Origin of the sequence: Flagellimonas spongiicola, assembly GCF_023502425.1 — a bacterium.
Lineage (GTDB): Bacteria > Bacteroidota > Bacteroidia > Flavobacteriales > Flavobacteriaceae > Flagellimonas > Flagellimonas spongiicola.
The window spans coordinates 826,988-853,844 of sequence record NZ_JAMFMA010000001.1; the positions used below are offsets into that span (position 1 = coordinate 826,988).

24 protein-coding genes are annotated in these 26,857 nt (G+C 39.1%); 3 read left to right on the forward strand and 21 right to left on the reverse strand.

The genetic code is table 11. The annotated features are described in order from the left end of the window. Positions 1 to 5 precede the first annotated feature (5 nt). The 6 genes from M3P19_RS03955 to M3P19_RS03980 form a co-directional block, all read right to left on the reverse strand. Complete coding sequence (locus M3P19_RS03955) at positions 6 to 1,736, reverse strand: tetratricopeptide repeat protein (protein WP_249656322.1); 1,731 nt, start codon at positions 1,734 to 1,736, stop codon at positions 6 to 8. A 139-nt stretch (positions 1,737 to 1,875) separates the two neighbouring features. Then, entirely contained in the window at positions 1,876 to 3,093 is a 1,218-nt protein-coding gene (locus M3P19_RS03960; RefSeq protein WP_249656323.1) for a DUF3570 domain-containing protein, read from the reverse strand. Then, the gene (locus M3P19_RS03965; RefSeq protein WP_249656324.1) at positions 3,094 to 3,318 is read right to left on the reverse strand and encodes a DUF4266 domain-containing protein; all 225 of its coding nucleotides are present in this window, start codon (positions 3,316 to 3,318) and stop codon (positions 3,094 to 3,096) included. It lies immediately after the preceding gene. Then, on the reverse strand, positions 3,299 to 4,201 hold the full coding sequence (locus M3P19_RS03970; protein ID WP_249656325.1) for an FAD:protein FMN transferase: 903 nt from the start codon (positions 4,199 to 4,201) through the stop codon (positions 3,299 to 3,301). The genes M3P19_RS03965 and M3P19_RS03970 overlap by 20 nt, the downstream gene beginning before the upstream one ends. Positions 4,202 to 4,231: 30 nt before the next feature. Then, positions 4,232 to 4,639: a thioredoxin family protein gene (locus M3P19_RS03975; RefSeq protein ID WP_249656326.1), complete on the reverse strand. Its 408-nt coding sequence runs from the start codon at positions 4,637 to 4,639 to the stop codon at positions 4,232 to 4,234. A 34-nt stretch (positions 4,640 to 4,673) separates the two neighbouring features. Further along, positions 4,674 to 6,098, reverse strand: a complete 1,425-nt coding sequence (locus tag M3P19_RS03980) for an L-serine ammonia-lyase (protein ID WP_249656327.1) — start codon at positions 6,096 to 6,098, stop codon at positions 4,674 to 4,676. 233 nt (positions 6,099 to 6,331) lie between these two features. Between M3P19_RS03980 and dnaK the strand changes: the two genes are divergently transcribed. Beyond that, positions 6,332 to 8,248: a molecular chaperone DnaK gene (gene dnaK, locus M3P19_RS03985; RefSeq protein WP_249656328.1), complete on the forward strand. Its 1,917-nt coding sequence runs from the start codon at positions 6,332 to 6,334 to the stop codon at positions 8,246 to 8,248. Positions 8,249 to 8,300: 52 nt separating this feature from the next. On the opposite strand, the gene M3P19_RS03990 is transcribed toward dnaK, so the two are convergent. The 14 genes from M3P19_RS03990 to M3P19_RS04055 form a co-directional block, all read right to left on the reverse strand. Continuing rightward, complete coding sequence (locus M3P19_RS03990) at positions 8,301 to 9,509, reverse strand: hypothetical protein (RefSeq protein ID WP_249656329.1); 1,209 nt, start codon at positions 9,507 to 9,509, stop codon at positions 8,301 to 8,303. Between the two features lie 128 nt (positions 9,510 to 9,637). Beyond that, positions 9,638 to 10,378 carry a subclass B1 metallo-beta-lactamase gene (bla, locus tag M3P19_RS03995; RefSeq protein WP_249656330.1) on the reverse strand — a complete coding sequence of 247 codons (741 nt, stop codon included), beginning with the start codon at positions 10,376 to 10,378 and terminating at the stop codon, positions 9,638 to 9,640. Further along, positions 10,375 to 11,250: an ATP-binding cassette domain-containing protein gene (locus tag M3P19_RS04000; RefSeq protein WP_249656332.1), complete on the reverse strand. Its 876-nt coding sequence runs from the start codon at positions 11,248 to 11,250 to the stop codon at positions 10,375 to 10,377. Before M3P19_RS04000 ends, bla begins: the two co-directional genes overlap by 4 nt. Beyond that, entirely contained in the window at positions 11,247 to 11,918 is a 672-nt protein-coding gene (modB, locus tag M3P19_RS04005; protein ID WP_249656334.1) for a molybdate ABC transporter permease subunit, read from the reverse strand. The genes M3P19_RS04000 and modB overlap by 4 nt, the downstream gene beginning before the upstream one ends. Continuing rightward, a complete protein-coding gene (locus tag M3P19_RS04010; RefSeq protein ID WP_249656335.1) occupies positions 11,915 to 12,319 on the reverse strand; it encodes a TOBE domain-containing protein in 405 nt (134 codons plus the stop codon). Before M3P19_RS04010 ends, modB begins: the two co-directional genes overlap by 4 nt. Further along, positions 12,312 to 13,070, reverse strand: a complete 759-nt coding sequence (modA, locus tag M3P19_RS04015) for a molybdate ABC transporter substrate-binding protein (protein ID WP_283777902.1) — start codon at positions 13,068 to 13,070, stop codon at positions 12,312 to 12,314. The genes M3P19_RS04010 and modA overlap by 8 nt, the downstream gene beginning before the upstream one ends. Positions 13,071 to 13,220: 150 nt before the next feature. Further along, positions 13,221 to 14,045 (reverse strand): DUF4249 domain-containing protein, encoded by an 825-nt coding sequence (locus M3P19_RS04020; protein WP_249656337.1) that lies wholly within the window; start codon positions 14,043 to 14,045, stop codon positions 13,221 to 13,223. A gap of 5 nt (positions 14,046 to 14,050) precedes the next feature. Beyond that, on the reverse strand, positions 14,051 to 16,726 hold the full coding sequence (locus M3P19_RS04025) for a TonB-dependent receptor (RefSeq protein WP_249656338.1): 2,676 nt from the start codon (positions 16,724 to 16,726) through the stop codon (positions 14,051 to 14,053). Positions 16,727 to 16,879: 153 nt separating this feature from the next. Beyond that, a complete protein-coding gene (locus M3P19_RS04030) occupies positions 16,880 to 17,839 on the reverse strand; it encodes a FecR family protein (protein ID WP_249656339.1) in 960 nt (319 codons plus the stop codon). 66 nt (positions 17,840 to 17,905) lie between these two features. Continuing rightward, positions 17,906 to 18,409 (reverse strand): RNA polymerase sigma-70 factor, encoded by a 504-nt coding sequence (locus M3P19_RS04035; RefSeq protein ID WP_249656340.1) that lies wholly within the window; start codon positions 18,407 to 18,409, stop codon positions 17,906 to 17,908. Positions 18,410 to 18,482: 73 nt separating this feature from the next. After that, a complete protein-coding gene (locus M3P19_RS04040) occupies positions 18,483 to 19,214 on the reverse strand; it encodes a hypothetical protein (protein WP_249656341.1) in 732 nt (243 codons plus the stop codon). 195 nt (positions 19,215 to 19,409) lie between these two features. Beyond that, a complete protein-coding gene (locus tag M3P19_RS04045; protein ID WP_249656342.1) occupies positions 19,410 to 20,873 on the reverse strand; it encodes an alpha/beta hydrolase in 1,464 nt (487 codons plus the stop codon). Between the two features lie 4 nt (positions 20,874 to 20,877). Continuing rightward, positions 20,878 to 22,398: a M61 family metallopeptidase gene (locus M3P19_RS04050; RefSeq protein WP_249656343.1), complete on the reverse strand. Its 1,521-nt coding sequence runs from the start codon at positions 22,396 to 22,398 to the stop codon at positions 20,878 to 20,880. Positions 22,399 to 22,518: 120 nt separating this feature from the next. Then, the gene (locus tag M3P19_RS04055) at positions 22,519 to 23,646 is read right to left on the reverse strand and encodes a helix-turn-helix domain-containing protein (RefSeq protein WP_249656345.1); all 1,128 of its coding nucleotides are present in this window, start codon (positions 23,644 to 23,646) and stop codon (positions 22,519 to 22,521) included. Positions 23,647 to 23,775: 129 nt separating this feature from the next. On the opposite strand from M3P19_RS04055, the gene M3P19_RS04060 reads away from it, so the two are divergent. Continuing rightward, complete coding sequence (locus tag M3P19_RS04060; protein WP_249656346.1) at positions 23,776 to 24,879, forward strand: bestrophin family protein; 1,104 nt, start codon at positions 23,776 to 23,778, stop codon at positions 24,877 to 24,879. A 51-nt stretch (positions 24,880 to 24,930) separates the two neighbouring features. Here the strand turns inward: M3P19_RS04060 and M3P19_RS04065 are convergent, their stop codons facing one another. Further along, positions 24,931 to 26,115: a threonine aldolase family protein gene (locus M3P19_RS04065; RefSeq protein WP_249656348.1), complete on the reverse strand. Its 1,185-nt coding sequence runs from the start codon at positions 26,113 to 26,115 to the stop codon at positions 24,931 to 24,933. Positions 26,116 to 26,256: 141 nt separating this feature from the next. Here M3P19_RS04065 and M3P19_RS04070 point away from each other — a divergent pair, with 141 nt between their 5' ends. Beyond that, positions 26,257 to 26,757, forward strand: a complete 501-nt coding sequence (locus M3P19_RS04070) for an outer membrane beta-barrel protein (RefSeq protein ID WP_249656349.1) — start codon at positions 26,257 to 26,259, stop codon at positions 26,755 to 26,757. Positions 26,758 to 26,857: the final 100 nt, after the last annotated feature.

Consider the following 26,857-nt stretch of genomic DNA (forward strand, 5'->3'; position numbering starts at 1 on the left):
TTTGGTTATAAAATTGAGGTATTGATTTTAATATCTGCATGTTCCCATGCCTTATCGAATTCTGTTTTGATTTTTGCTGCTTCATCTATTTTACCTTGCGCTTTTAGGCTATTATGAAGGCCTATCAATGACCATCCATTTTGACGTAGTACATCCAAATCTTCTCGAAACACTTTTTCAGCTGCTTCGTACTTGTTGGCATTCATAAGGACTGCGCCCAAATTTTGTCGTGTTGGTACATGCCAGGCAGCTGGTTCAGTGTACGTTAGTTGGTCCTCATATTCAACAGCTTTTTCCAAGTGCATTATTGCTTTTGCAGTATCACCGTTCAAGGCGGCAAGTTCACCCGCAACCACCTCATAGGCAATTTTGGCGATGTTTACGGAAGGATTATGTGCTGTTGCAATCAATTCCTCTATTGCTGGATCGTTTTTCAAGGCCTCAATAGCATTCAATTCTTCTTGGGCTTCTTTTGCATTTCCTTTTCGAACAAACGCCATTCCACGGGCATAATGGCGAATCAAATTCAAATGTTTGATATCCTTATTTGCAGCAGGGATGGTCAAAATTTCATTCCATTTCCCAAACCGGATATAGGACAACATTGGAGTTGAGGCGAAATCTTGTAAAAATGGCATGGTGATGAATTCACCAACAGGTACTTTTTCGGCGGTTTTTTTAGCCGCATCAATAGCGATTTCACTATCACCTAACAAGCTAGCCGCAGACCATAAAAAATGAATATTATGCGGATAGTATCCTAAAGGATACAATCCTTGGGAATAACATTGTGAAATGTAATCCTCATCGGCCAAAATCGCAGCTTGGTTTGCCGTAACTGCATCCAAATAACGACCTACCCGTATGTAAATATGTGATGGCATATGCACTATATGCCCTGCAGCTGGCATCAGACCTCCTAATTTATCCGCACTTGCTACACCTAAATCAGGTTGTGGAAGTTCCACCATGTGGATATAATAATGATGTGCTCCTGGATTGTTGGGATTGATTTCCATTGCCTTTTCCAAGGCCAATTTGGCAGCAGGGATGTTAGGGGAAGGATTTCCTTCATCGTCCCAGTAATTCCAAGGAACAGTATTCATTACGGAAGCTGCATATAGCACTTGGACCTCAGCGTCATCCGGGAATTCTTTAAGCACCTTGGCCATGGCATTCATGTACGCCATATTCAATTCGGCCACATCTTTTGTTAGGTCTTCGCTGTACCTTGCTGTCAAGGCATTAATCAATGCTTTTTCCTTGGCCGAAGCATTTGCAGAAAGTTTGACCGCCTTTGCAAGTGCCTCATTGGTTTTGATTTTGCGCTCATCTGGAGGTAACGGGTCATTGATATTTGGTCCTAAAGCATAAGCCTGACCCCAATACGTCATTGCCGCACCTGGATCTAAGCGGGAGGCTTCCATGAAAGAACGATGTGCCTCAGCATGGTTAAAGGCATACGTTAATTTTAAGCCTTGATTAAAAAAAGTTTGGGCGCGTTTATTAGCCGTGGTAATGGGATAAGTTAAATCTCCTAAATTTTCAAAAAGCGGTGAGATTTGCTGTGTGGAATCCACTACTTCCAATAAATAGGTTGTGGGTGTGCATTTAATAAAATTAAATGAAGCGCTCTGTCGAATTTCTTGCGTATTGGCTTCAGGATTATTGGCAAAGTGATGTACCAGCACAATCAATCCCAATGCAATGACTGCAATGCCGAGTTTGGTTTTCATAAGGTTCGCGTTGTTGTTAATTTCAAAGTGGCACAATATACCCAATCTAAATATAAGTAAATCAGATAGTTGTGTGTGTTGTCGTTTAGTGAGTATAAATGGTTGAATAAGACCATTTAGTCGCTTGGCAAGCAATGATTTACTTTTTATTCTTTCTTTTTACCCTGCGTTTTTTTAGAAAATTAAAAGAAGTGGAGATGGTATGCGCGCGTAAGCCGTTAGATCTCGAATAGTAGAAATAGCGAAATGAAAAATTATGAAGTCCTCGATTTTTCCGATTAGCGGGCCAATGTTTCCAACCTAGGCCGAAGGTCCATGTGTTTATGGTGGACAAATCGTAGTCCGAGGTATAATAGGATTCGCCAGGGTCGTGTTCTCCTTTTGGAGCGAAAAATCGTGAACCTTTTTGTGTATAAAACCTAGCACTTGGCAATATAGTCCACTTGGGTCCTAGTTTAATCGCGGTTTCGTTATCCAATGTAAGTCCTAATATGCCAAAATCATCCGTATAGCCCCGAATTGAATTCTTGAAAATGATACCACCTTTGGTAAATGTATTCCAGCGCAGTGATACAGCAAGTTTTTGGCGTTCATCAGGTAAATGCTCAACTCCGCGGGTATCGTCATTAAAAAAGATGCGATGAAACGGCGTTGCCAATAAACCGCGTTGTAAGCTCAGCACCGAAAATATACCAATGGTGTTGCGTTGATCCACAACTTGTGTAAATCCCAGACTTAAATTATACGAATCCCGTTTGTAGTCATCGTACCATTCTTGAAACCTAAGCTCTACAGGATAGATCAAGAATTGGGGCTCGGAAAGAAAACCGTCATCCAGTCTACCCCAGCGTAAATCATCATTGAAAACCTGAAGTTCTGCGGAATAGGTTCGCATATCGTTTTTAGACGTTTTGCTCCAACCCAAAAACTTGCCAAAGGAAGCATAATCCGATTCAATTGAACCACTCAAACCAATGGTTACGGTGGTTTTGCTTTTTTCTAAATACCTAGAATATGTTAATGCGGAATAGCTCCGTGCATCCAATCTTGAAGCGGAAGATTGGATATTGTCAATATTATCTGTTGAAGCCGAGGAAATGATATCTGCACCCAATTGAAAATGGTAACTGTTCTTGCCAACGGTTTTATTCATATTGAACGATGGACCATATACGGTTAATCGCTCTGTTCCTTCACCTCCGGTTACTGCAGAATTATCCCCGCTTTGTAAATAGTGGTTATAGAGTAACTCTACTTCGGTTTCTTTAAGTTTGAATTCAGATTTTTCCCGTTCCTGTGCTTTTGCTACGAGAAATGAGAAAGCAAGACTACCTACAAGTACGGTGCGTTTGTTCATTTAATTGCAACCGCAGCCTCCACTGCCTTTTTTGCCCTCTGCAACCACTGCACCCTCCCGAATTGCGCAAACATATTGATGGAACTTGACTGCACTAGAGCCTGCCATTAACATTTCTGGGTCGTTTATGTATTGTCGCTCGTATGGTTTTAATGTTGTGGAACAGGATTCCATACAGATTAGCACACTTCCCAATAAAATGAATCTATACAGGTATCGCTTCATATTGTAATTGTTTGGTGAAGGTTACTTTGTTTTCATCGTCTATAAAAATGCCGTGTGTTTGTGGCAATTGGTTCAAAAAAGTAACGCCTTTTGGCATTCCCATGGTATATACTGCTGTAGCGAGTGCATCGGACAATTCAGCGCTGGGTGAAAATATGGATACACTTTTGATTCCCGTAACAGGCAATCCGGTTTTTGGATTTACCGTATGGGAATAACGTTTACCCTTGTGAACAAAGTGTTGTTCATAATCACCAGATGTAGCAACAGCAGCATTGTTTAGCGGGATATAAAACAAACTTTGCTTTCTATTATCCGGATTGGCTATGCCAATGCGCCAATCATTACAATTTTCATCCTGTCCAAAAGCCGTTAAATCCCCACTGGCGTCGATATAACCATTTTGAATTCCAGCAGAGCGCCATTTATCACGCACCTTATCCGCGGCATATCCTTTGCCAATGGCCGCTAAACTAATACGCATTCCCTTTTTTCTTAAATATGCAGTATGCTGGTCTTCATTCAACTGTAAATTCTGAAATCCAACCATTTCAAGCATAGGTTTGATATCCGATTCTTTTGGTAGTTCAAAAGCCTTGTTTTTGAATCGATACAATTGCTTTAACGGTCCCATTGTAATATCAAAATATCCTTTGGCTAAATGAGATATTTGAATAGCGCGCTTCAACAATTCTATCACCTCAGAGTTGACTTCAATTTCTTCAATCCCTGCGTTTGCATTGATTTTACCAATTGCGGAATCTTCTTTGAATTCAGACAATAGCCCCTCAATTCTTTGAATTTCAGCCACGCCTTCGTCCAATAGTTTTTCCGCTTGAACGGCATCATTCAACACTAGGCCCAGTTCAAAAGTGCAACCCATAAGTTTACTTTGTCTTTTGAACTTTTGCATTTATTCGGGAAGATGAATTTTGATTTGATGGATGAAGTCAGCTGTGCTTTGGTCGATATATTCCAGATTTGCTCGTTCGCCGGTATTTACATTGACCAAAATGATGGTGGGAAAAATGCCCTGGAAATTATACTTTTCAGCCATTTCTGAATTATAGGCTTTGGTAGCAGCATCCTGTTCCTTGCGCTGAGGGAAATCTATTCGTTCCAAGGAAATTTCTGTGTTACTCATAAAGCCTTGAAAGGTATCATCGGTGAGTACGTTACGCTCCAAACGAATGCAATTTACACACCAATCTGAACCTTCAAACAGGATTAACTTGTACTGGGAGTCTGCTCGTTCTGGTATAAACGAAAAGAGCGTGAATACCAAAATTAACAGTGAAATGAATTTTGAGGTTGATTTCATTCTTACTGTATGTTCATATACTAAGATAGTCTAGTTAGCAATCACTTAAAAATACGCCAACCGCCAAACCACCTTCTGAGGTTTCTTTATATTTCGTGTTCATGTCCTTTGCAGTTTCCCACATAGTACTTACCACCTTATCTAAAGGAACTTTTGCATCCTTAGGGTCTGTGTCCAGTGCCAGTTCAGCAGCATTGATAGCTTTTATGGCTCCCATGGAATTTCGTTCTATACAAGGCACTTGCACCAAACCGCCTATGGGATCACAAGTCAGTCCTAAATGATGTTCCATTGCAATCTCAGCGGCAATTAAAACTTGGTCTGGCGTTCCACCTAAAAGCTCCGTAAGTGCTCCAGCAGCCATGGCCGAAGAAACCCCGATTTCTGCTTGACATCCGCCCATTGCTGCCGAAATTGTAGCTCCTTTTTTAAAAATACTTCCAATTTCACCAGCTACCAATAAAAACTTTTTTATGTGCTCAAAATCCGCTTTATGGTTTTCTATTACCATATAATACATTAACACAGCTGGAATTACACCTGCACTCCCATTGGTTGGAGCGGTCACCACACGACCCAAGGAGGCATTGACTTCATTTACGCTTAAGGCGAAGCAACTTACCCATTTGAAAATTTGTCGAAACTTAACAGTGGTTTTGCGAATAACTTCCAACCATTCCTGAGGATTGGAGTAGGAGAGTTCACCTTTTAACTTTTGGTGCATTTCATATGCCCTGCGTCGCACATTCAAACCTCCTGGTAAAACACCTTCCGTATGACATCCTAAATACATGCATTCCAACATGGTGGACCATACGCGATTTATCTCTTTATCAATTTCTGTAGGTGTACGTAGCGAAAGCTCGTTTTCCAGCACAACCTCAGAGATAGGTTTAGCTTTGGTTTGACAGTAATTTAAGAGCTCATCACCTGTTTTTATTGGACACGGAAACGATTTGAATACCTGCTTATTTTCCTTAGCATGCTCCAAAGCTTCTTTGACCACAAATCCGCCACCAATAGAGTAATAGGTTTCCTGAACGGTAGTTCCATCTTCCAAGCGGGCTTCAAATCGCATGCCGTTAGCGTGGAACGGTAAAAATTCTTTTTTGAAATGGATATTGGATTCAAAACCAAAAGGAATCGACTTTTTACCGCCTAATTTCAGTTGACCACTTTGCTTCAATTCCTCCAACGTTGGATCAATAGAAGCAGTTGGAACCGTTTCAGGGTCGGCTCCAAGCAATCCCATAACAACTGCCACATCCGTAGCATGGCCTTTTCCTGTCAAGGATAGGGATCCATAAAGATAGACGTCTATAGTTGCAACAGTTTCAAATTGTTTATGCTCTTGGAGTTCATCTATCCATCTTTCTGCAGCTCTCCAAGGTCCTAATGTATGGGAGCTAGATGGTCCAACTCCAATTTTCAACATATCAAAAACGCTGATACATTCCACGGGCAAAATTGTTTAGTCAAATATAAGAAGAGCGATGTTAGTTTTCGTGGCTCTTTCGCAGATGTTAAAAATTAATTTAACATTTTACTTATCGGTCCTGCAACTGACCAATGTGCAGTTCTAAAACATATTTTAAATGTCTGCCACCTTGTCATATTCAATGGCATGGCATGATCATTGACATGTTATGTGCGAGACAAAAATGAATTTTCAACGATATAACTTTAAATAAAATGAGCAAAATTATAGGTATAGACTTGGGTACGACCAACTCCTGCGTCTCTGTAATGGAGGGTAACGAGCCCGTGGTAATCCCAAATGCTGAAGGGAAGAGAACCACTCCTTCAGTCATAGCCTTTGTTGAAGGTGGTGAGATTAAGGTGGGTGACCCGGCAAAGCGTCAGGCGGTAACCAATCCTCATAAAACTATTTATTCCATCAAGAGGTTCATGGGAAATAAATTCTCTGAATCAAAAAAAGAAGCTGATCGTGTTCCTTACAATGTTGTAAAGGGAGATAACGATACGCCTCGGGTAGATATTGATGGACGTTTATACACTCCCCAAGAGTTATCTGCTATGATTCTTCAGAAAATGAAGAAAACTGCAGAAGATTATTTGGGACAAGATGTGAGCAGAGCTGTTATTACTGTTCCTGCTTATTTCAATGATTCCCAACGACAGGCAACAAAAGAGGCAGGTGAAATTGCTGGTTTGACGGTAGAGCGAATCATTAATGAACCTACTGCGGCCTCCTTGGCATATGGTTTGGATAAAAAAGATACAGACCGAAAAATCGTGGTTTTCGATTTTGGTGGCGGTACTCATGACGTTTCCATTTTGGAATTAGGTGATGGTGTTTTTGAAGTATTGGCAACGGATGGTGATACCCATTTAGGTGGTGATGATGTTGATCAAAAGATCATAGACTGGTTGGCAGAGGAATTCAAAGCTGATGAAGGTATGGATTTGAGAGAGGATGCCATGGCCTTGCAACGTTTACGTGAAGCTGCAGAAAAAGCCAAAATTGAATTGTCTGCGTCAGCTCAAACAGAAATAAACCTACCGTATGTTACGGCTACAGCATCTGGACCAAAGCACTTGGTAAGATCATTGAGTCGTGCAAAATTTGAGCAATTGATTGATGACTTGGTCAAGAGAACCATTGAACCTTGTGAGACTGCTCTTAAGAATGCAGGACTATCCAAAAGTGACATTGATGAAATCATCTTGGTAGGTGGTTCCACTCGAATTCCTGCAGTTCAAGAAGCTGTTGAACAATTCTTCGGCAAAAAGCCTTCAAAAGGAGTAAACCCAGATGAGGTAGTTGCGGTTGGAGCTGCTATTCAAGGTGGTGTATTGACTGGTGATGTAAAAGATGTGTTGTTATTGGATGTTACGCCATTGTCATTGGGTATTGAAACCATGGGAAGTGTCTTTACCAAATTGATAGAGGCAAATACAACCATTCCTACCAAGAAATCACAGGTGTTTTCCACAGCGGCGGACAATCAGCCTTCTGTAGAAATCCATGTATTGCAAGGGGAGCGTCCAATGGCTGCTGATAACAAGACTATTGGTAGATTCCATTTAGATGGGATACCACCTGCGCCAAGAGGAACACCTCAAATTGAAGTTACCTTTGATATTGATGCCAATGGTATCATCAAAGTATCTGCAACAGACAAGGCAACAAACAAAACACAGGATATCCGAATTGAAGCTTCTTCTGGTTTGACCGATGAAGAAATCCAAAAGATGAAAGCCGAAGCGGAAGCTAATGCTGAAGCAGATAAAGCTGCTAAAGAAAAAGCGGATAAGTTGAATGAAGCGGATGGAATGATTTTCCAAACAGAAAAACAACTTAACGAATTTGGAGATAAGCTTTCTGATGATAAGAAGAAGCCGATAGAAGAGGCATTGGAAGAATTAAAGAAGGCCTATGAGACCAAAGATGTAGCGGTAATTGAACCGGCTTTGGAGAAAATCAACGAGGCATGGAAGGTCGCTTCTGAGGAAATGTATAAAGCACAGGCTGATGCTGCTCAAGCTAATGGCGCTGGTCCAGAAGCGGCAGCAGGTGATGCAGGTGCAAATGATGCCGCGGAAGGAGATAATGTAGAAGATGTTGATTTTGAAGAAGTAAAGTAATCTTCAGATTAATTCATAAAAAGGCCCTCTAAAAAGAGGGCTTTTTTATTTTCTAAAATATTGCATAGGAGGCACCAATGGTAAAATTGGTAATAGTACCATTAACAGCTTGGCGTAAGGGATCATCTTTAAAGGAATATCTAAAGTCCAATTCAAGTTTGCCTATTTGAAAACCACCACCTAAGGCAATGTTAAATACGGTTTGATTAAAGCTTTGATCTATAAGACTGGGTTGAGGAGTAATATTGCCGTTTAGATTGTTATTTACAACAAAATATGGCCCCAAGAAGAAACTCGAGTCTTCACCAAACAATACGTGGTATCTACCACCAAATTGTATTCTTAAAAAGGGATAACTCACAGTATTTTCAAATTCATCGGTTTGATTATCGGATTCATAGGCAAAATTATAATTGACATCAGCCAAAACGGATACTCTTTTATTTGGTGATTTTGCCCTAACACCAAAACCGATCATGGGATGCAGCTTTTGTTCATATTCTAGATCATCGTTGGCATTGTTGTTGCCAAGAACATGTGCTTCTAATTTAGAAGAATTCAAACCCACATTGAAAACAAAATTAATGCTACCCTTGTTTTTGGAAGTCAAAGATGTTTCAATGGCAGCTGTACTATTATCTCCGGAACAATTATTATTGGTAATGAAGTACTTGATGAGGGCACTCTTCTTAAAATCGGGGATTTTGATATCCGAATCATAGGAACAGGCAATGTGACCTTTAAGTTGTCTTATGTAGCCTTTGTTTTCAGTAATATACTCACTACTAATACTGGTGGGATCATTTCTGAACGTGTATTTTTTGTACACCAATTGCGTTATTCCGGTAGCATCGGTTTTGAAAAAGAACTTTTCTGAACCATTGTTTCTAAAGGTATATAAGGATTTTTCACCCTGCACCAGTGCTTTCAGCAATATGCTTTGTTTTTCATATTCCAGTTCCCGGTTACTGTTTATTCTTGAAGTTGCATCACTTGATAAATCAGCAAGCATGTCAAATCTTTGATACTTTACAATTCCATAAACCTCGATTTCATTTAGCAGGGATGTTTGGTAATTTTCGGATCTACCATCTTTTGTGTTTCTGAATGTAATGGCAAACGGGTTGTTCGTCCAGTTTTTTTTCTTGATGTAGCCCTCTTTTTTTTCTCCATTTTTTAGGACAATATGTCCTTCTTGAAAATTGAATTGGGCGGTACTTAAGAAGGGAATGAAAAATAAAATAACAATAAAAGTTCTCATGTAAACTAGTTAGGTTAAGTCAGCGAAAGTAAACACATTGAACGAAGATTGTGGGTAATTTCGTATCCAAAAAGCAGGTATTGTTTTCTGAAGATTGTAGTTGCTTGGAGAACAACGAATTGGAAAGGTTAATTTTTTTCCGAGAACAATTCAGTAGTGTAGTTTAACAATTCCAATCCCCCTGATTCACCATGGCCAGGAACGACAACTTTGGTATCTGGGTATTTTTCTAATAGTTTTTCAACTGTTTTTGGCCACTCTTTAATATTGGCTTCACCAATATACCCTTTACTTGCACCAACGGATTTTACTAGACAGCCACCAAATAGAACGTTTTCTGAAGGAATGTAACCGACAACATTGTCTATGGTATGGCCTTGACCAACAAAGGCGCATCGCGCTTCTTTATCGCCAACCTTTATTTGAATATCCCCCTCAAAGCCATATAAGGGTACAGGCCTTTGGTAGCGTGACGCAAATTCTATGGTCTTAAGATTGGCATAGGATGGTATTCTGGCGTCGTGGAACGCTTCAAGTCCAGCAAGGCAATCCCTATGTGAATGCGTAGGAATGATGGCAACCACGTTTACATCCAATTCGGAATCAACCCAGGCCAATAGTTCTCTGGAAACTGCATCATCTACGGGGGTATCAAAAATTACCGCTTCATCACCGTTGGCGTAAATCAAACCATTACAGCCTACTTTACCAAAATCATCCGTTTCTAGATATGATGTATGTACGTAAGAATTGGGAGCAACGCGCTCAAGTGTTAAGGTCTCGGTATCATAAACTTTGCCTAAGGTTTCATCCTTGCACCCTGCGCATAGAACAATTGTGAGCAGGATAAACGTAATTTGAATTCTCATTTTATTTTTTGAATGATAGGGTTGAATGCCTTGGACGCAACCAAAACTACATCCCCGACATTTAAATTTTTGATCTCAGATTCTTGGGCGATGACTTTTACCATTTCATTGTGTATTAAAACGGTTACTACATATACCACATCTTCTTTTTCAATCTTTAGGACATTGCCTTTAAACTTAAATTTACCACTGAGTTTCTGATTAAAAAAAACTTCCGTTGGAGTGCCTTGTTTTACAACTTTGCCTTCCTCCAAAACATAGACACGGTTGGAAAGTTTATGGATTTCACCAATATCATGACTCACTAAAATCGTGGTGAGGTTGTACCGCTCATGCACTTTCTTCAAATACGTCTGAATTTTCAATCGCATGGTTATATCCAAAGCTGCTAAAGGTTCGTCCAGCAACAATATTTTAGGGCGTTGCACAATGGAGCGGGCAAGAGCCAGTCGCTGTCTTTGTCCGCCTGATAAGGTAGCTGGCTTTCGATTTTGGATTTTTTCCAGTTCCATAATTTCAACAAGCTCTGCAATTTGGGATTTGTTTGTACTATCGGTAGAGGCAAATTCTAAATTCTGAAGAGCTGTTAAATGTGGAAACAAAGCATAGTCCTGAAATACAAATCCCACCTGTCTCTCCTGGGGTTTCATGTCAATTTTATTGGATGTATCCAACCAGATACTGCCGTCTACAACTATCCGGCCTGAATTGGCCTTCATGAGACCCGCCAAAATGCGTAAAGCCGACGTTTTACCAGCACCGGAAGCCCCATAAAGAGTGACCAAATCACCCGCTTCAATCTGGATGTTCAAATCCAAATTTAAAAGACCATTTGGTCCTTCGAGACTTTTACGCACTTGAAAGGCTATCATTTCGTAAAACGTTTTAGATAGCCACCGTTCACAAGATATACCACTAACAAAATGCAAAATGTTATCCCAAATAGTATCAGGGAGTAGGAGTTTGCAGCACTATAGTTCAATGCTTCCACCTCATCGTAAATGGCGATGGAAGCCACTTTTGTTTTTCCCGGGATATTTCCGCCGATCATAAGTACAACACCAAACTCACCAACGGTATGGGCAAATGAAAGTACGATACCGGTTAGTAATGACGGTTTAATGTTGGGTAACAATACTTGAATCAATGTTTTGGTTTTGGATTTTCCCATTAAATATGATGCTTCCTTAAGTGAAGGTGAAAGGGAACTCAAGCCAGATTGTATAGGATGAACCATAAAAGGTAAGCTATAGATAATCGAAGCTAGAACCAATCCAGTAAATGAGAATACCAATTGGATTCCTAAGGTTTCATTGATCCAGTTTCCAAATGCATTGTTTGGACTGAAGGCGATTAAAAAATAAAATCCCAATACAGTAGGAGGGAGCACCAATGGCATGCTCACTAAAGTTTCTAGGATAGGTTTTAACTTGGCTTTTGAATAAGCCAACCAGTAAGAAATTGGAATAGCAATCACGAATAGTAGAATTGTGGTGACTGCAGCCAGTTTAAAGGTCAATATCAAGGGTTCCCAATTCATTTGCCGGATAACATGACTTCATTAAGTTTAATCATTGCGAATACGGAAACACCTGCTACCAGATTTAATTGCTCAACGGCCCTAGTGCTAATTACGGAAACCAATGGACCTAATTCGGAATTCAGAACCACCTTCGACAAAAGTTCACCGCTATCAACATGGGATACATTTGCAGCGATTTGATTCTGTAGACTAATCGTTTTCAACTTTTCAGTTGCAATTACCACTTCGGTTTCCTTAAATAGCACCTGAATGGGGCCACCAATTTTTAGGTAAGCTGCAGTTTTTGGCGTTTCAATAATTATGGATTGAATCAACTGTTGTGATTCCAACTCAATGGAAACAAGGGATAAATTCCCACTGGTTTTTATGTCTACAATGTTTCCTTGAAAACTATTCATCCATCGAATATCCGTAATTCTGTAAAATATCCTGTGCTTCTTCGGAGAAAATAAAGCTATAAAATTCCTCTGCAGATTGCCTTATTCTATCATTATGTTTTAACAAGACCAACCCTTGGGCAATTGGGGTATAAGTGTTCGGATCTAATTCAACCCAATTTCCTTTTCCGGAATCAGACATTTTTAGCGCAGATGCTTTAGCAGTAAAGCCCATCTGTGCTGCTTCTGTTTGCAAGAATTGATTGGTTTGCGAAATGCTCTCACCATAAACCAATTTTCCTTTTAGACTATCTAACAATTCATAATTCTCCAGTACCTCTATCGCTGCCTTGCCGTAAGGAGCATTTTTGGGGTTGGCAAGTGCAATATGCCTTACTTCCGTTTTGTTAAGCGAACTTAACTGTATTGAATCATTTTCTTCCAATGCGTATAATACCAAATGCCCATAACCATAGACTCTAGGTGAATCAATTGTTTTGCCCTCTTTGAAAAGGAGATTAGGGTATTTCATATCGGCTGATAGAAATATGTCATATGGCGCACCTTCCATTATCTGCGAAGTTAGTTTTCCGGATGAACCAATAATCAAGTCACATTCTATTCCAGTTGTTTTTTCAAATTCTGAAGTAATTTCTGAAATGGCATATTGCATGTTTGATGCAACCGCAATTGTGAGCCTATTATCAGATTTCCCTTCACATGAAACCAGGACTATAAAACAGGATATTAAAAAGATTCGAAGGAAACCCATGATGCCTTGAAAAGTTGGATTCTAAAATACGTAAATCATTGTTCAAGAAACTAGTATTAACTTGGATTTAGGGAAAATTAAGGCATCAAAAACCCCTTAACAAGCCAAATAGCATTTAAGGGGTTTGTTGTATTAAGGGACACTAATATTCTAGAATTCAGAACTTAAAACACTAAAGCTGATTACTCCAAAATTTCCAAGAACCGCCTTCCCGGTATTTCTGTCAATGATGTTTCCGGTAATATTAACGGGAGGAGTTGAAAACAAAGGTCCCAAATCAAAATCGTCACCATCATTGGTCGTATTGTCTTCTTGAATCGATAGATTGGAATAAAATTGATAGCTGCCCGGGTTTAAATTAAAAAGCGTAGCCACAATTGAGTTCCCTGAAATTTCAAACGATTCGATAAAAGCTTCCGTATTGCCATTGAATATCGTATCCGGAGTAAGTTCAAATATGGTAAACAAGAAATCGGAACCACTGAAGTAATCCAGTCCCAAATAATACAAATTGGTGTCATCTGCGGGATCTTCGAAAATTACACGAATAGCATTGTTATTGCTCTCAATCGATTTAATTTCAACAACAGGTTTCAATGTTTCCTCGATTGAGATATAACTTCCCATTCCTGGTATTTCTATTTCTACCCAATAAGCATTTCCGATCATTGGGGAAATCTGAGATTCGCTGGTGTAAATGCCATCATTTACAGTAAAACTATCTGTTATTAGTGATTCCTCTCCAGATTGATTACGCGTAAACAGCGAAATCTCAGCGCTGTTTATGGGAGCATAATTCACATTATCAACTGGAACGGTCTGTTGGATTTCGAACGTAACATTTCCGGGTGCATTCCCCATTCCTCCAAAAATGAAAACCTGTGGCTCAAATTCAATGTCGGGGTCGATTTCAGTGGAACAACCAAGTATGAAAAGTGAAGCAAATAAAAATAGAATAGTGTATATGGATTTCATATTGGCTAGAATTTAAAATTGTATGTGATGAATGGAATAGGGGACCCGATTACAGAAAACTGAAAGGTGCGAATCTGGTCACCGTTGAAGGTGGAATAGGTTGAAAAAGGATTCTTATGGCCATATAGATTGTAAACGCCAAAAGTCCAACTACCCACCCACTTTCGTTGTACTTTCTTTTCAGGATTATAAGTAAATGACAAATCAACGCGATGTGTATCTGGGATTCGAAATGCATTTCTATCGGAATAAGTGAAAAATGGACTATTGTATAGCCGTGCCGTAAATCTACCGGTAACCTGAGTTATGGGTCGACCAGTTTGATAGGTGGCAAAAACACCAACAGACCACTTTTTGCTCATTTGATAATTACCCGTAAAATTCACAAGATGTGGACGGTCATAGTTGGATGGATAATACGCACCATCATTAAGATTCTCATTGGGAAATGGACTGGTTGTTTTTCTTCGAGTAACGGTGTAGGCGTAATTCAAGTTGCCAGTTAGTTTACCTATGTTTTTATGAATGGATAATTCCCCACCATAGGAGTACCCATCTGCATTTAGTAGTTGGGTTTCCAGATTTTCATTTATAAAAAGATCCGCCCCGTTTTTATATTCCACCATATTTTTGAAGGTTTTGTAATATCCTTCCAACGAAAAATTATATTCCTGATTTGGTGAATCATAGGCGTAACCACCAGAGATTTGATTGACTTCCAGTGGTTTAATGTGTGTTCCTGAAGGCTTCCAAATATCAAAGGGTAGGGCCGCAAATGTGTTGGAAATCAGGTGGATGTATTGAAATGTCCTATTATATCCCAATTTGAGGGACTTTCTGTCGGATATGTCATATTTCATGGATAATCGGGGTTCTAAACCTGAATAACTTTCAATTAACTCCCCAGAATCAAATTCATTTTCAGCAATTATGGTATTTAGAGTCCTCGGTAGGTTCGGGTCATATTCTGCCACGGTAAACGGACCAAAATTCCCAAACCAAGAATACCTCAGACCAGCATTTATTGAAAACTTGTCCCATTCCTTCTCAAATTCCAAATAAGGAGCCAACTCCAATCCTGTTTCGGTGTCAAAATCCACTCTGTTTATCCCAGCTTCTGAACTGGTTATTTTTGCTGGCGAAAATTGATATAAGGTATTGTTGACACCAAAGCGCATTTTGGTACCCAAACTCGGATATAAGGTGAAATCAGGTTTGAAAATCCAATTTTCCACTTGAGATTCCCAATTCACGGAACCACCTGAGGAATTGGATGGAATGCCATCTGTGTTTTGGGATGCTAAACGGTATTTGTAACTACTGTAAATGGCGGAGGCATTCATAAATAGTTTTTCGGAAAAAACATGGTTCCATCGCAAAGTAGCGGTTGCGTTTTTCCATCTAAAATCGATGCGCTCATCCGCTTCTTGTTCTCCTTCGGAATTGACATCCCCTTCAAAACCCAATCGCATTACATCAGCACCAAAATACCCTGATGCATAGAGGGTGTTGTTCTGATTAATAGCCCATTTTAGTTTTGTATTCAAATCATAGAAATACACCTTGTTACTTTCGGTGTCTTCAAACAATGGAAAAAACAGGTCGAAATATGATCTCCTGCCAGAGATTAGATAACTTACTTTTTCTTTGGCCAGCGGTCCTTCCAAGGTGAGTCTTGAAAAGAGTAATCCTAGGCCTCCCTGTCCCTGAAACTTCTTAGTACTTCCTTCACGCTGCCTAATTTCCAGAACAGATGAAGCCCTACCACCAAAACGCGCAGGAATTCCACCTTTATAGAGCTTTAAATCTTTAATAGCATCTGTATTCACCACGGAAAAGAAACCCCAAACATGCGAGGAATTATAAATTGGGGCTTCATCCAAAAGTATTAGGTTCTGGTCAATGTTCCCTCCGCGCACGTTGAAACCTGTAGCTCCTTCTCCGGCGGTAGACACACCAGGTTGCGTTAATACGGCCCGGGTAACATCCGGTTCCCCAAAAAGCGCAGGAAGGCGTTTAATGTTTTCTGGACTTATGTTCGCTGTACCATTAAGAACTGTGGATACTTGACTATTGACTTTTGAATTCGCAAAAACGAAAACCTCTGATAATTCATTGGAAGTTGGTTGCAATTCAATGGAAAGATTTTGATTGCTATTTAAGTCGATATCCAGTTCCTGTTGCTCATAACCAATGTAAGAAATGCGTAGTGTATACCTGCCGGAAGGAAGGGTCAAGGAGTAGAACCCATATTCGTTGGATACCACACCTTTTTGAGAGCCAACTACCAAAATAGAAGCCCCTAACAATGTTTCACCTGTTTCGGTATCCAATACGTTTCCGCTAAGCGTGAAATTTGCTTGTGCGGTTTGGGGAATTGGTTGCTTTTTTGATAAAATAATGCTCTTGTTTCGAATCGTAAAGGAAATTCCAGTATTCTGAAACAATGTTGCCAAAACTTGTTGGATTTCCTCATCGACCAAATTTAAATTATAGGTATTGGTATCTTTTACATTATCGTTGTTGTAAATGAAATGATAGGAAGACTGTTCCGTAATTGCATCCATAATAATGCTCAGTCTCGTATTCTCAAATTCCAGGGTCAATCGCTCCTGCGCCATTGCCTCATTGGCAAATACCTGCATAACCATGATTAGGTAGAGCGAAAATGTGAATTTCATTGAGGTTAAAAATTTTTGTAGCGTACAGTGCTGCCCTGTCAGTAATGCATAAGGGTTTTTATTCATACTTTTGAATGTTGATAATTAGTACTTTTTCGATATTGGACTATTATTGATGTCGATGTGGGAAAACCGCCATTTTCCCACATTTTTTTATTCTACGGTCCAGATTCCGTCTGTATTTTCATTGAATTTGAAGGTTTTGGTTAACTGTAATGTTTCTAGAATATCTTTAGCCGTGGCTGATGCTTCAAAGTATCCTGTAAAGCGGGACTCGGCAAGTATGGGATTTCTAATTTGAATTTGGATGTTTCGCTGAAGGCTTAAATCCATTGCAATTTCATTAAAGGTTTTATCGGAAAATTGAAATACACCTTTTCGCCATGCGATGATGTGATTCGTGTTCTCGATAGTGGATTTAATTAAATTTTGTTCCAGTTGTTGATAGCGCACTCGGTCTTTGGGAACCATCAGGATAGTATCTTGTACATCTTTATGGGACATCGCTACACTTCCTTCTAATAAAACCGTTTCTGTGTAGGCGGTTTGGGAATAGGATTTAACATTGAATTTGGTTCCTAGGACTTGTACCGACGAACCATCTGAAGTTGTGACCGTAAACGGGTTTGATTTATCATGTGTAACTTCAAAAAAAGCTTCTCCTGTCAATTCTAGCGTTCTGGGTTTTGCTTTCAAATAGCTTAATTGACTTGACGAATTCAACCAAATCAATGTCCCGTCAGGTAATTCCAGCTCTTTTTGTTCCCCATATGTAGTGGCTATTGTGATGGTTTTTTCAGGTTTCAGATATAGGAAACTCAGTCCGATAAAAAGGATAGCCACAGCAGCGTATTTCCAAAGTTTTGGAAGCCAAGGCTTCTCTTTGGTATTCGAATCGATAGCTGCAAAAAATCGTTCTTTGACAACTTCTAAGTCAGGATATTCCGGTGTTGTTTCGCCTGTTTTCCCGTAGGTCTTTGAAATATCATCAAATCGTTGCTTGTCAAAGGAAGAGGAGTCTTTCCAAGCAATAATGCGTTCTTTGGTTTCCTTGTCCGCTGTGTTGGACACATAGGCCCAAATTTCAGTATCGGTAATATTCGTTGGTTTCACGGTTCTAAGGTTTGGTCAACAATCGCCTTTGTAGTATAGACGTTTTAAAAATGACCCTACCCTATGTTAATCCCGATTTTTTTTGAGAGCTTGTTTTAAGATTGTGAGTGCCTTTGAGATATGGGACTCCACTGTTTTAACGGAAATGTCTTTTATAATGGCTATTTCCTTATACGAATAACTATTGATTCGCGACATTTTGAAAATTGTGCGGGTTTTTTCGGGTAATTGTTGAAGTAGCATTTGAATCCGTTCCTGAATTTCCCATTCTTGACTTAATTCCTCAAACGTTTGTTGGTTTAACTGATAAAGGTCAATATGCCTTTTCTTGACCTTCTCTTTTCTTAAATGATCCAATACTTTGTGCTTAAGGATGGTCATTAAGTAGGCTTCGAACGATTTTATTTCCGTGGGGTCAAATTGTTCCCAGAGTTTGATAAAAGATTCTTGCACCACTTCTTCAGACGCATCCGGATCTTTTAAGATGTTGTAGGCAAAATGATAGAGTTTGCGATAATGCAAATCAAATAAGATCGAGAAACGTTCCCGTTTATCCTTTTGGGATGCCATTTAGCAGATTGAATTAACTTTTGCTAAATCTACAAAAGTCATTCAACAATTATTTATGATGAAGTTTCAATACTTAGGAAGCATTGTTGTCGGCAATGCGTTCAATTGTCAAGGGTTGATTTAAGACCTCGACTTTCATGATTTTGTGCGGAAAGTCTGTGCTGATGTAAATTGTGTTGGAAACAGGCCCATTACCGTGAAATTCAATTTTATGGACATTATGCTTAGCTGTTCCTATTTCAATTTCTTGCTGCTCAACATACTCTAATTTCATTGTACCGGTTGTAGCGGTATTCATGAAAAATACATTAAGTTCCTCGTTTAAGGTTTCAGGATTTTTTACATATGGAAGCATTCCAAAAACCTCGGCACGAACCACCGTAGGTTGGCCAAAAACCGTATCTATCACCTTAATACGATCTCTACCTTCACCAAGTCCTTTAATTTCAAAAGTCCCCTTTAAATCCATAGCGCTGCTTCGCGTAAAATCCACCTTTTGCGAAACAGGTCCCATTTGGGCACTCATATCAACCGCTTCCGTAAAGCCTTCGATTCTGTTAAATGTCAAAACAAAATTTTCGTTGATTACGCCATCCATTACGGATTCGTCCCTAAAAATCAATTTGTTATCATGTTCCGTCATTTCCCAATCCCAATGCCCTACTTTTTCAGGACCTTGTAAAATATGGAATTGGTCTAAAGATGAAGAATTTGATTGTATTGCCACTTCTTTATCAAGCCAAGAGGTCTTCTCGGTACAAGAGCAAAAGACTAGAAAAATACAGACAAAACTTAGCTTTTTCATCACTGTTCGTTTTTTGATTGATGGTGTTTTAAATCCTTACATATCAATATTAGATATGTTATACTCGAAAAATCAACGCGATACGGATTTTTTTATATGCGATACGGATATTTTAATTGTAACTAGTTAGTTAAAACTATAATGAAAAGATGATATATAGTCCGTTTATTCCAAATGGTAAAAAAGGATTAATGTTTATAATGATGTTCGGAGCTCGTGGTTTGCGAAAAAATCTTTGGGTGGGGTAAATTCGGTTGGATTATCAGTTATGAGGAACCCTTTCATGATAGGCAACAATTCATCAAATACTTCTCGAAATAGGTCATGCGAACCATATTTTACTTCAAGTATTTTTGAATGGCGATGCTGCCTTGCAATCTCGTAGGTATTGCTAAGTGGTGTACGTGCATCCTGAGTGCCACAAATCAATAATATGGGGACTTCAGACGGTCTGGGTTTCAAGTTTGTTTCAATAATAGGGTTGATACCTAAATCTTCACAAGCGATAAAATTGATATTGTTAAGTGCATCGCCCAAAATAGCATTTGATGATTCCTTATGTACCTGTTCCCACCTTTCTTTGGAAGCCCCGGAACTGCAATCTGTTGCTACCGCCATTAGATTTCTGTTTTCAAATCTTCGAATTTGATAAGCGTATTCCCCCAACCAATTAAAATTACCGGACTGCATTTCCAAATAGCGAAAGGGGATTTCCCTATAACCAATTCTGCCCAGTTCCAACGCGGTTATAAGCTGTAGGTCATATTTTCCAACTACAATGGACTTTTCTTCTAAATCATTGTTACTGAAATTTACCGTAACAGGATTTTGCTCCAGTTCTGATAGGATTTGTTCGACCAAGTCCATGAATGAAGGAATCTGCTTATGTAATTCTTCGTTTTCGGCAACCATTTGTGAAAGCCCTTCAAGTGAACAATCTGCCGTGCTTGGTAATTTCACGGTATGGCTTAAACCTTCAGGGCTATCCAATAGGGCCCTATCCACGTTTTCAGGATGTGCACCGATATAATTTAGAGCATGGAAACTTCCAAAACTGCCACCAAATAAAATTATTTTGTCATAGCCCAAATCCTTCCGGATGGATTCAATATCAGAAACCATTGTAGTTACATTATAACTTTGTAATAATCTGTCTTTTGGGAAATTCCCATAACATTCATTGATGTATTTGCGATATGCTTGCTCAAATCTTGAAGGCGTTAGTGATTCGTTCAAATCAAGGTTAATAAAACCTGGGCACGCCAGATTGGGCTTGGAAAATCCATTACCTCTTTGTTCCAAGATTATCAAATCACTTTTTTCGTTAAGTTCTGAAATCATTGGCAATACCGTTGGTAGCTGTTCCAAAATAGATGGACTATCACCAGGCCCGCCAGCCAAGACGAAGATTGGTGGTAATTTGTTTTGAGCTTTTGTTTTTAATCGAAAGAATGGAAGTTGAATAATAGGGGAGTCCTGGTCATCTGGATTTTCAGGTAGTACCATTTCTCCCCATTCTCCAACGAACTCAATATTGTTATCAGCTGTTATGGTTTTCAATTTTAGGTTCAAGGAATTGTGCTGGCAGGATGCAACTAATAAGCTGAGAATGAACGTCAAAACCCTGAGATCAATCAGCATGTAATTTTTCAATTTCATGGTTTCAGAAATCTGATTTACCAAAAAAACCTTCGAGCATTTCAGATTCATCCTGGGTAAGATTTTCCCTAAACATAATTTGCAAGGATTTGTTCGAAATAGATGCTTCAAAGGGTGCCAAGGAGAGGTATTCGTCTATTGGTAATGTAGCCATCCCTTCAATATAAGTTTCAAAAAACGATGTTTGGTCCAATCCGCTTAAAGCGGTAAGCCTTGACCTAATGTCCTCCATACTGTACAATTCGTTAGTGCCTGCAAAATCCCGATAGAGTCCGCGCATCAAGTAATCTAAGTTTTTGGAATTCCCAGTGTGCTTTCTTATGATCATGTCTTGGGCAATAGCGGCGAACATGCCCCCTGCATAAATTAAACCCCAATGTCCATGTTTTTGGTCGCCCTGTACCATGGCAATAGTGCCAAGTCCGTCATCGTTGATGTACCGTTGATAAAACAATTGGTTTAACACATCAAGAAAAGCTTGGTCGTCCATAAAACCAATCTGTCTTAGCGATTTTAGAGTATAGTAATTTGTGAATCCTTCTTTAAACCATTCTAGACGTTCATTTTCTGGAATAAAGGATTTACCGTTCCATAAATGGAAGAATTCATGGGCAAATATGAATTTGGATAGCATTTTGGACATTGGGTCAGCATCTTTTTGGACCATAATACTGATATTGTTTCCAAGCACTTCACCATCTGTTTTTTCTGCCTCGTTGATGACTACCACGCATGACTTCAAAGTGCTACCTGGTGGTGGATTTGGTATGCCTCCCATTAATTGTATGTAGTAGTCCATTACCCCATTTGCCATTTTTAGATATTCGGCTTTTTCACTGATCACGCCGTTGCCCCCTAAGGCAAATCGCAACTCAAAACCATCTTTCTGAATTTTTGTCTCTTCTTGCTGACCAATAAAAAACATGGATAGCGTTACGTCCAACATCGTATTTGCCTCTAGAATTTTAGGATTCTCTTTTTTAGGCTCCCAGGGATGTGTGAGTTTCATAACGTTTGGAATATTGAATTTTAGCTCAATATTGGTCTCATCCAAATTGTTATAAATGAAAAGCGTTCTTCCTGCATAAAAGTTTCCCCAATCAGTTGAATAGGCTACCCCATCTAAACCACCACTCCATTCATGTTCCATGTGGTCTAGATGGTATTCATAATTCAAGGTTATCCTTTTGTTATGACCATCATTTACAGTCCATCCTCCATCTTCATGCTCGGTTATACTTAAATCTCGACCCTTGTCATCTGTTGCGCTTAGGTTTTTTATAAAGTTAGCCCACCTTCTGGGGAGTTGCTGCGCTCCATTTGCCATATAGAGTCGGGTACCGTTCATTTTAAGATTACCTTCTATTTTTAGAATATCAGGTTGCTTCTCATGCAATGTAATGTTGTATGAAACATTTTTAGGATTTTCGGCGATTGTTCTGTTTGGCTTGGTGCCATACGTGAAGCAGGCAAATAGCATACCACACAAAAGTGTGTTCGCAATAGTGCTCAATGTGATTTTCATTGTTTGTGGAATTGATTGATGAAAAGGAAAAGTTCCCTTGATGAATTACAAGTTTACCACTTACTTAAGCTCAGATGATTGAAATATTGTTCGGAATTGCGATTCCGAATAAGTGTAGACTTATAGGTTCTTTATGAAATCGGACGGGGTAGTGCCCATTTCTTTTTTGAATGCGGAATAAAATGAAGATGCGGAACGAAAGCCTGCTTTTCTGGCTAAACCCATGATAGTGTAGTTGGTATGTGCATTTGTTCGGATTTGTTTCAACACATGATTAATCCGCATACGGTTGATGAAGTTATTGAAATTGGTACCACTTCCATCATTAATGATTCGGCTCAATTCCGAGTAGGGGATCCCGATGGCTTTGGACAGGTTTCGGATATTCAGACCAGGATTGGTATAAAGTTGTTTCTCCTCGATTTCTTCAATAACAAGCGAATATTCATTGGACTCTTTTATACTGGATTTACGTTTCATTTTGGGGTTAACATCCGATGGGAGTAATTTTTTATAGAAAATTACAATGGTCAGACTTAAGAAAAGCAAAGTGATGTTTAACCGAATTATTGAACTCAGTGGTTGGATGAGATTACCAAAGAATAGTATCAAAAGGTTCACCATCCAAATAACAGCAATCCCCCAAAATAGCACATGATCCAATTTTGCATTTCTCTTTGTGTGCAATATTGGCAATGACTTAGCGGCCAAATAGAGATAGATGAAAAAATGAAAGTTCCAAAACAATTTGTGAATAGGACCAGAAACCATTGATTCAACTATGGATGTCAAAATATTGCTTGACGGTATAAATTGTAAGGTAATCAGACCTAATATGATCATACCAAAAGGGCTAAGGTGCATCCAGCTTCTTTTACTGTTAGCATCAGGTGATTTGTCCGAAACTATTAAATACAATAATGGAGCAATTGTATAGGCCAGGGCATTGCTAAAAACTTCATAGTTAGGGAAAACACTATGGTAGCCGCTATGGTTCAAAACTGTATTTAAGATGGTAAGTCCCAATACCAAAAGCAATAGCGCGACAAGTTTATTTTTTTTATTCGATTTCGGGGAATTGGTTCGGTAAAACCAAATGGACAAAACCAAGCAGTTTGCAACGCCGAAGGCGTTGAGTAAAAGAGTAATATCCTTCACAAATGTGATTCCTAAAAGATTTTCCGCAATCATAAGATTCTGTGCTAAAAACAAAAGCTTGCTACTAAAGTAGCATCTGTTAGGTTTCAAATCAACTTTTTTTATGATAAGATTAATGGGTAGTAAATTTGGTGGAAGCCCTATGCTTCAATGCAAATGAATATCGTTTCATTCTAAAGAAATTACCTAATTTAACAGAAAACCAATTAGACTTGATTTATGTATACTCGACGTATATTTCCAGTGAAAGGAGTTATAAGGTGGACACGGAGACACATTTTCCTTTTTTTATTACTAGCAACGATTCCCGTAGTCCTTTTTGATATTATTCGTTGGAAATGGCTTCATGTACCTTGGTTACCTCTCGGTGTTTTGGGTACCGCAGTAGCCTTTATAGTCAGTTTTAAGAACAATGCATCTTATGACCGACTTTGGGAGGCCCGAAAAATTTGGGGAGGTATTGTAAACGCTTCCAGGTCATGGACAGTAATGGCCAAGGATTTTGTCACCAATAAAAATGCTGTTCAACCTAAAAGTGAAGAAGAACTTTGGAAGATAAAGCAGGAATTGGTACATCGACATGTTGCGTGGCTGACAGCATTACGGTACCAACTTAGAAAAGACAAACCATGGGAAATGCATCTAAAAAACCAGAAATCCAATAGCGAGTTCAGAGCCACCCAATATACCGTTATGGAAGATTCAGTTCCTGTTGAAGAGGCGATAGCTCCTTATCTCGAACAGAAAGAGATGGATGAAATTTTTGCTAAAGGCAATCAAGCTTCGCAAATTCTGGGTATTCAATCCAGACGATTAGGAGCATTGATGGCGGATGGACATATTGAAGATTTCAGGCACATGGAAATGATGTCCATGATTACTGAATTTTATACACTACAAGGAAAAAGTGAGCGTATAAAGAACTTTCCCTACCCAAGGCAATTTGCAACCTTGAACTTTGTTTTTGTTTGGATTTTCATCCTATTGCTGCCCTTTGGAATAATGGAGGAATTTGAAGTAATTGGAAACAAGATCATTGGATATCTGCAAGTAAACCCCGCCTATTTCAAGATAACACAAGAATTGCAACTATTTATAGGAAAACACTTTGTATGGTTTTCCATTCCTTTTAGCGCATTGATTTCATGGGTTTTCCATACCATGGAAAAGATTGGTGAGAATACCGAAAATCCATTCGAGGGAGGACCAAACGATGTTCCGATTACGGACTTAAGCAGAGGTATTGAAATTGACATTAGACAATTGATTGATGATGTGGACATACCCGCACCTTACCAATGGAAAAATGATATAGTGATGTAGTAGGTTATAATGGCGTAGGAAGTAGCGAACGAGCTCAGAACTTTTTGTCAATTATCCTTTTGCTTTTTGAAGTGATGTTTCCAATGCTCCAACAATATCGGCTAAATCACGTGTCAATATGCTTTCGTTCGCGGTAAGCTTAACAATACCTTCATTATTGGCCCTTCCTAGCCAGATATTATGTTCGGTATACAAGTTGGTCGCCATTTTTTTTAAGTCCACAGTTTTATCCAATTTAAGATTATGGATATTTGTGCCATTCTCTAAAGACGAAACTTCAATTCCCTCTAGTTTATTGAGTTTTTGCACAAATTCATTAAAGACGGATACCACTGTTTGCCATCGGGTATCAATCCCTTCCAAATAATGCATGGCCATGGCGGTATTGCCCCAACTTTGAAAAGTTGTTCCCCCATAAACTTTGATATAATGGGAAATTTGGTCAATTATGGCTGCATACCCACAGAGCATTGCCCCACCACCAGCGTTTAAATATTTGTACAAGGAGATATATACCGTATCAAAATAAGAAGCGTATTCAGAAACAGGAACACCCGAGTATGCAGCAGCAATGTGTATTCTTGCACCATCTAAATGCAATTTGTAGTTTTCTTTTTTACAATAGGCGGAAATTTCCTTGATAATGTTGATAGGGACCATTCTTCCATCCGCTCTACGAACTGGATTTTCAATGGCGATTGTACCTAAGCCACTTTTAAAAACCTCACCCGTTGTGGTATAATCTATAGCTGATTTCAACGCTTCCAAATCAAAAAAGTGTTTGCCCTTACCAACTCCAATCAATCGTTTGCTGTGTACACTTTGGGCAGCATCTGCTTCATCTCTATAAATATGTGAATTTTCAGGCACGATTACTTTGGTATTGGAACCGTTGAGCAGCTTAATGGCCAATTGATTGGCCATGGTTCCCGTGGGTAGATATATAGCCTTTTCCTTTCCAGTAAGTTTGGCAAAAGCGTATTCCAATTCCTTGGTTGCACCCCCATTTCCATAGAAGTCGGGTCTTATTGTTGATTCAACATCAATTTTCTGTAGTCTATCAATGTAATCTGATGGTGAAAGCCCTAAACCGTCAAAAATGAAGTTTACCAAAGGCTTTTTATCGTTAGTAGCTAGATGGTTTTCATCGGTAAGCGTGTTAAACCCAAGTGCTGGTGTTAGAAATGGTAAGGTGCCAAGACCGCATTTCTTTAAGAATTCCCTTCTTTTCTTCATGTTTCCAATGTGTTTTTTGCAAGCTATTGATTCGAACTAAAATTATGGATTTACCAATTTATCCAATAATATGAAGTAAAATTTTAACAATAATGTATATAAATCCCTATTTTTATGAAAGAATCAAAAAACTAATATCGTATGAAAAAACTTGTATTGTTTTCTTTAGTGCTCGTATTTGGAGCAATGTCGACCTATTCCCAAGGCCGCTTTCAAGCAGGCGGACATTTGGGATTACCTGTAGGGGATGCTGGTGATTTGGCAACTTTTGCCATTGCCATCGACCTGGCTTACATCTTGGAAATTGATGATAACATCAGTGCAGGACCTAGAATAGGTTATTCACATTCTTTTGGCGATGAAGCCAATATTGGAGGATTCACTGTAGATATTGAAGATGTACAGTTCTTACCTATTGGTGGTCGGGCACAATTTGACATCACGGATCAATTTTTGGCCCGAGCGGAATTGGGTTATGCATTAGGTATTAACGATGGAAATGATGGCGGCTTTTATTGGAGCCCTCAAGCTGGGTATAGCATAACAGAAACTATTGATCTTATCCTTTCCTATAGAAGTGTATCCTTGGATGGAGACTCATGGGATATTGTTTCCCTAGGAGTGGACTTTTGGTTCAACTAGTGGATGAATCAATGAATAAACGTTAAGGCCTTGACAATTTCAAGGCCTTTTTTCTTGCAGATTTTTTATAACCCGCCAATCTAGTACAATTTGAAATGTC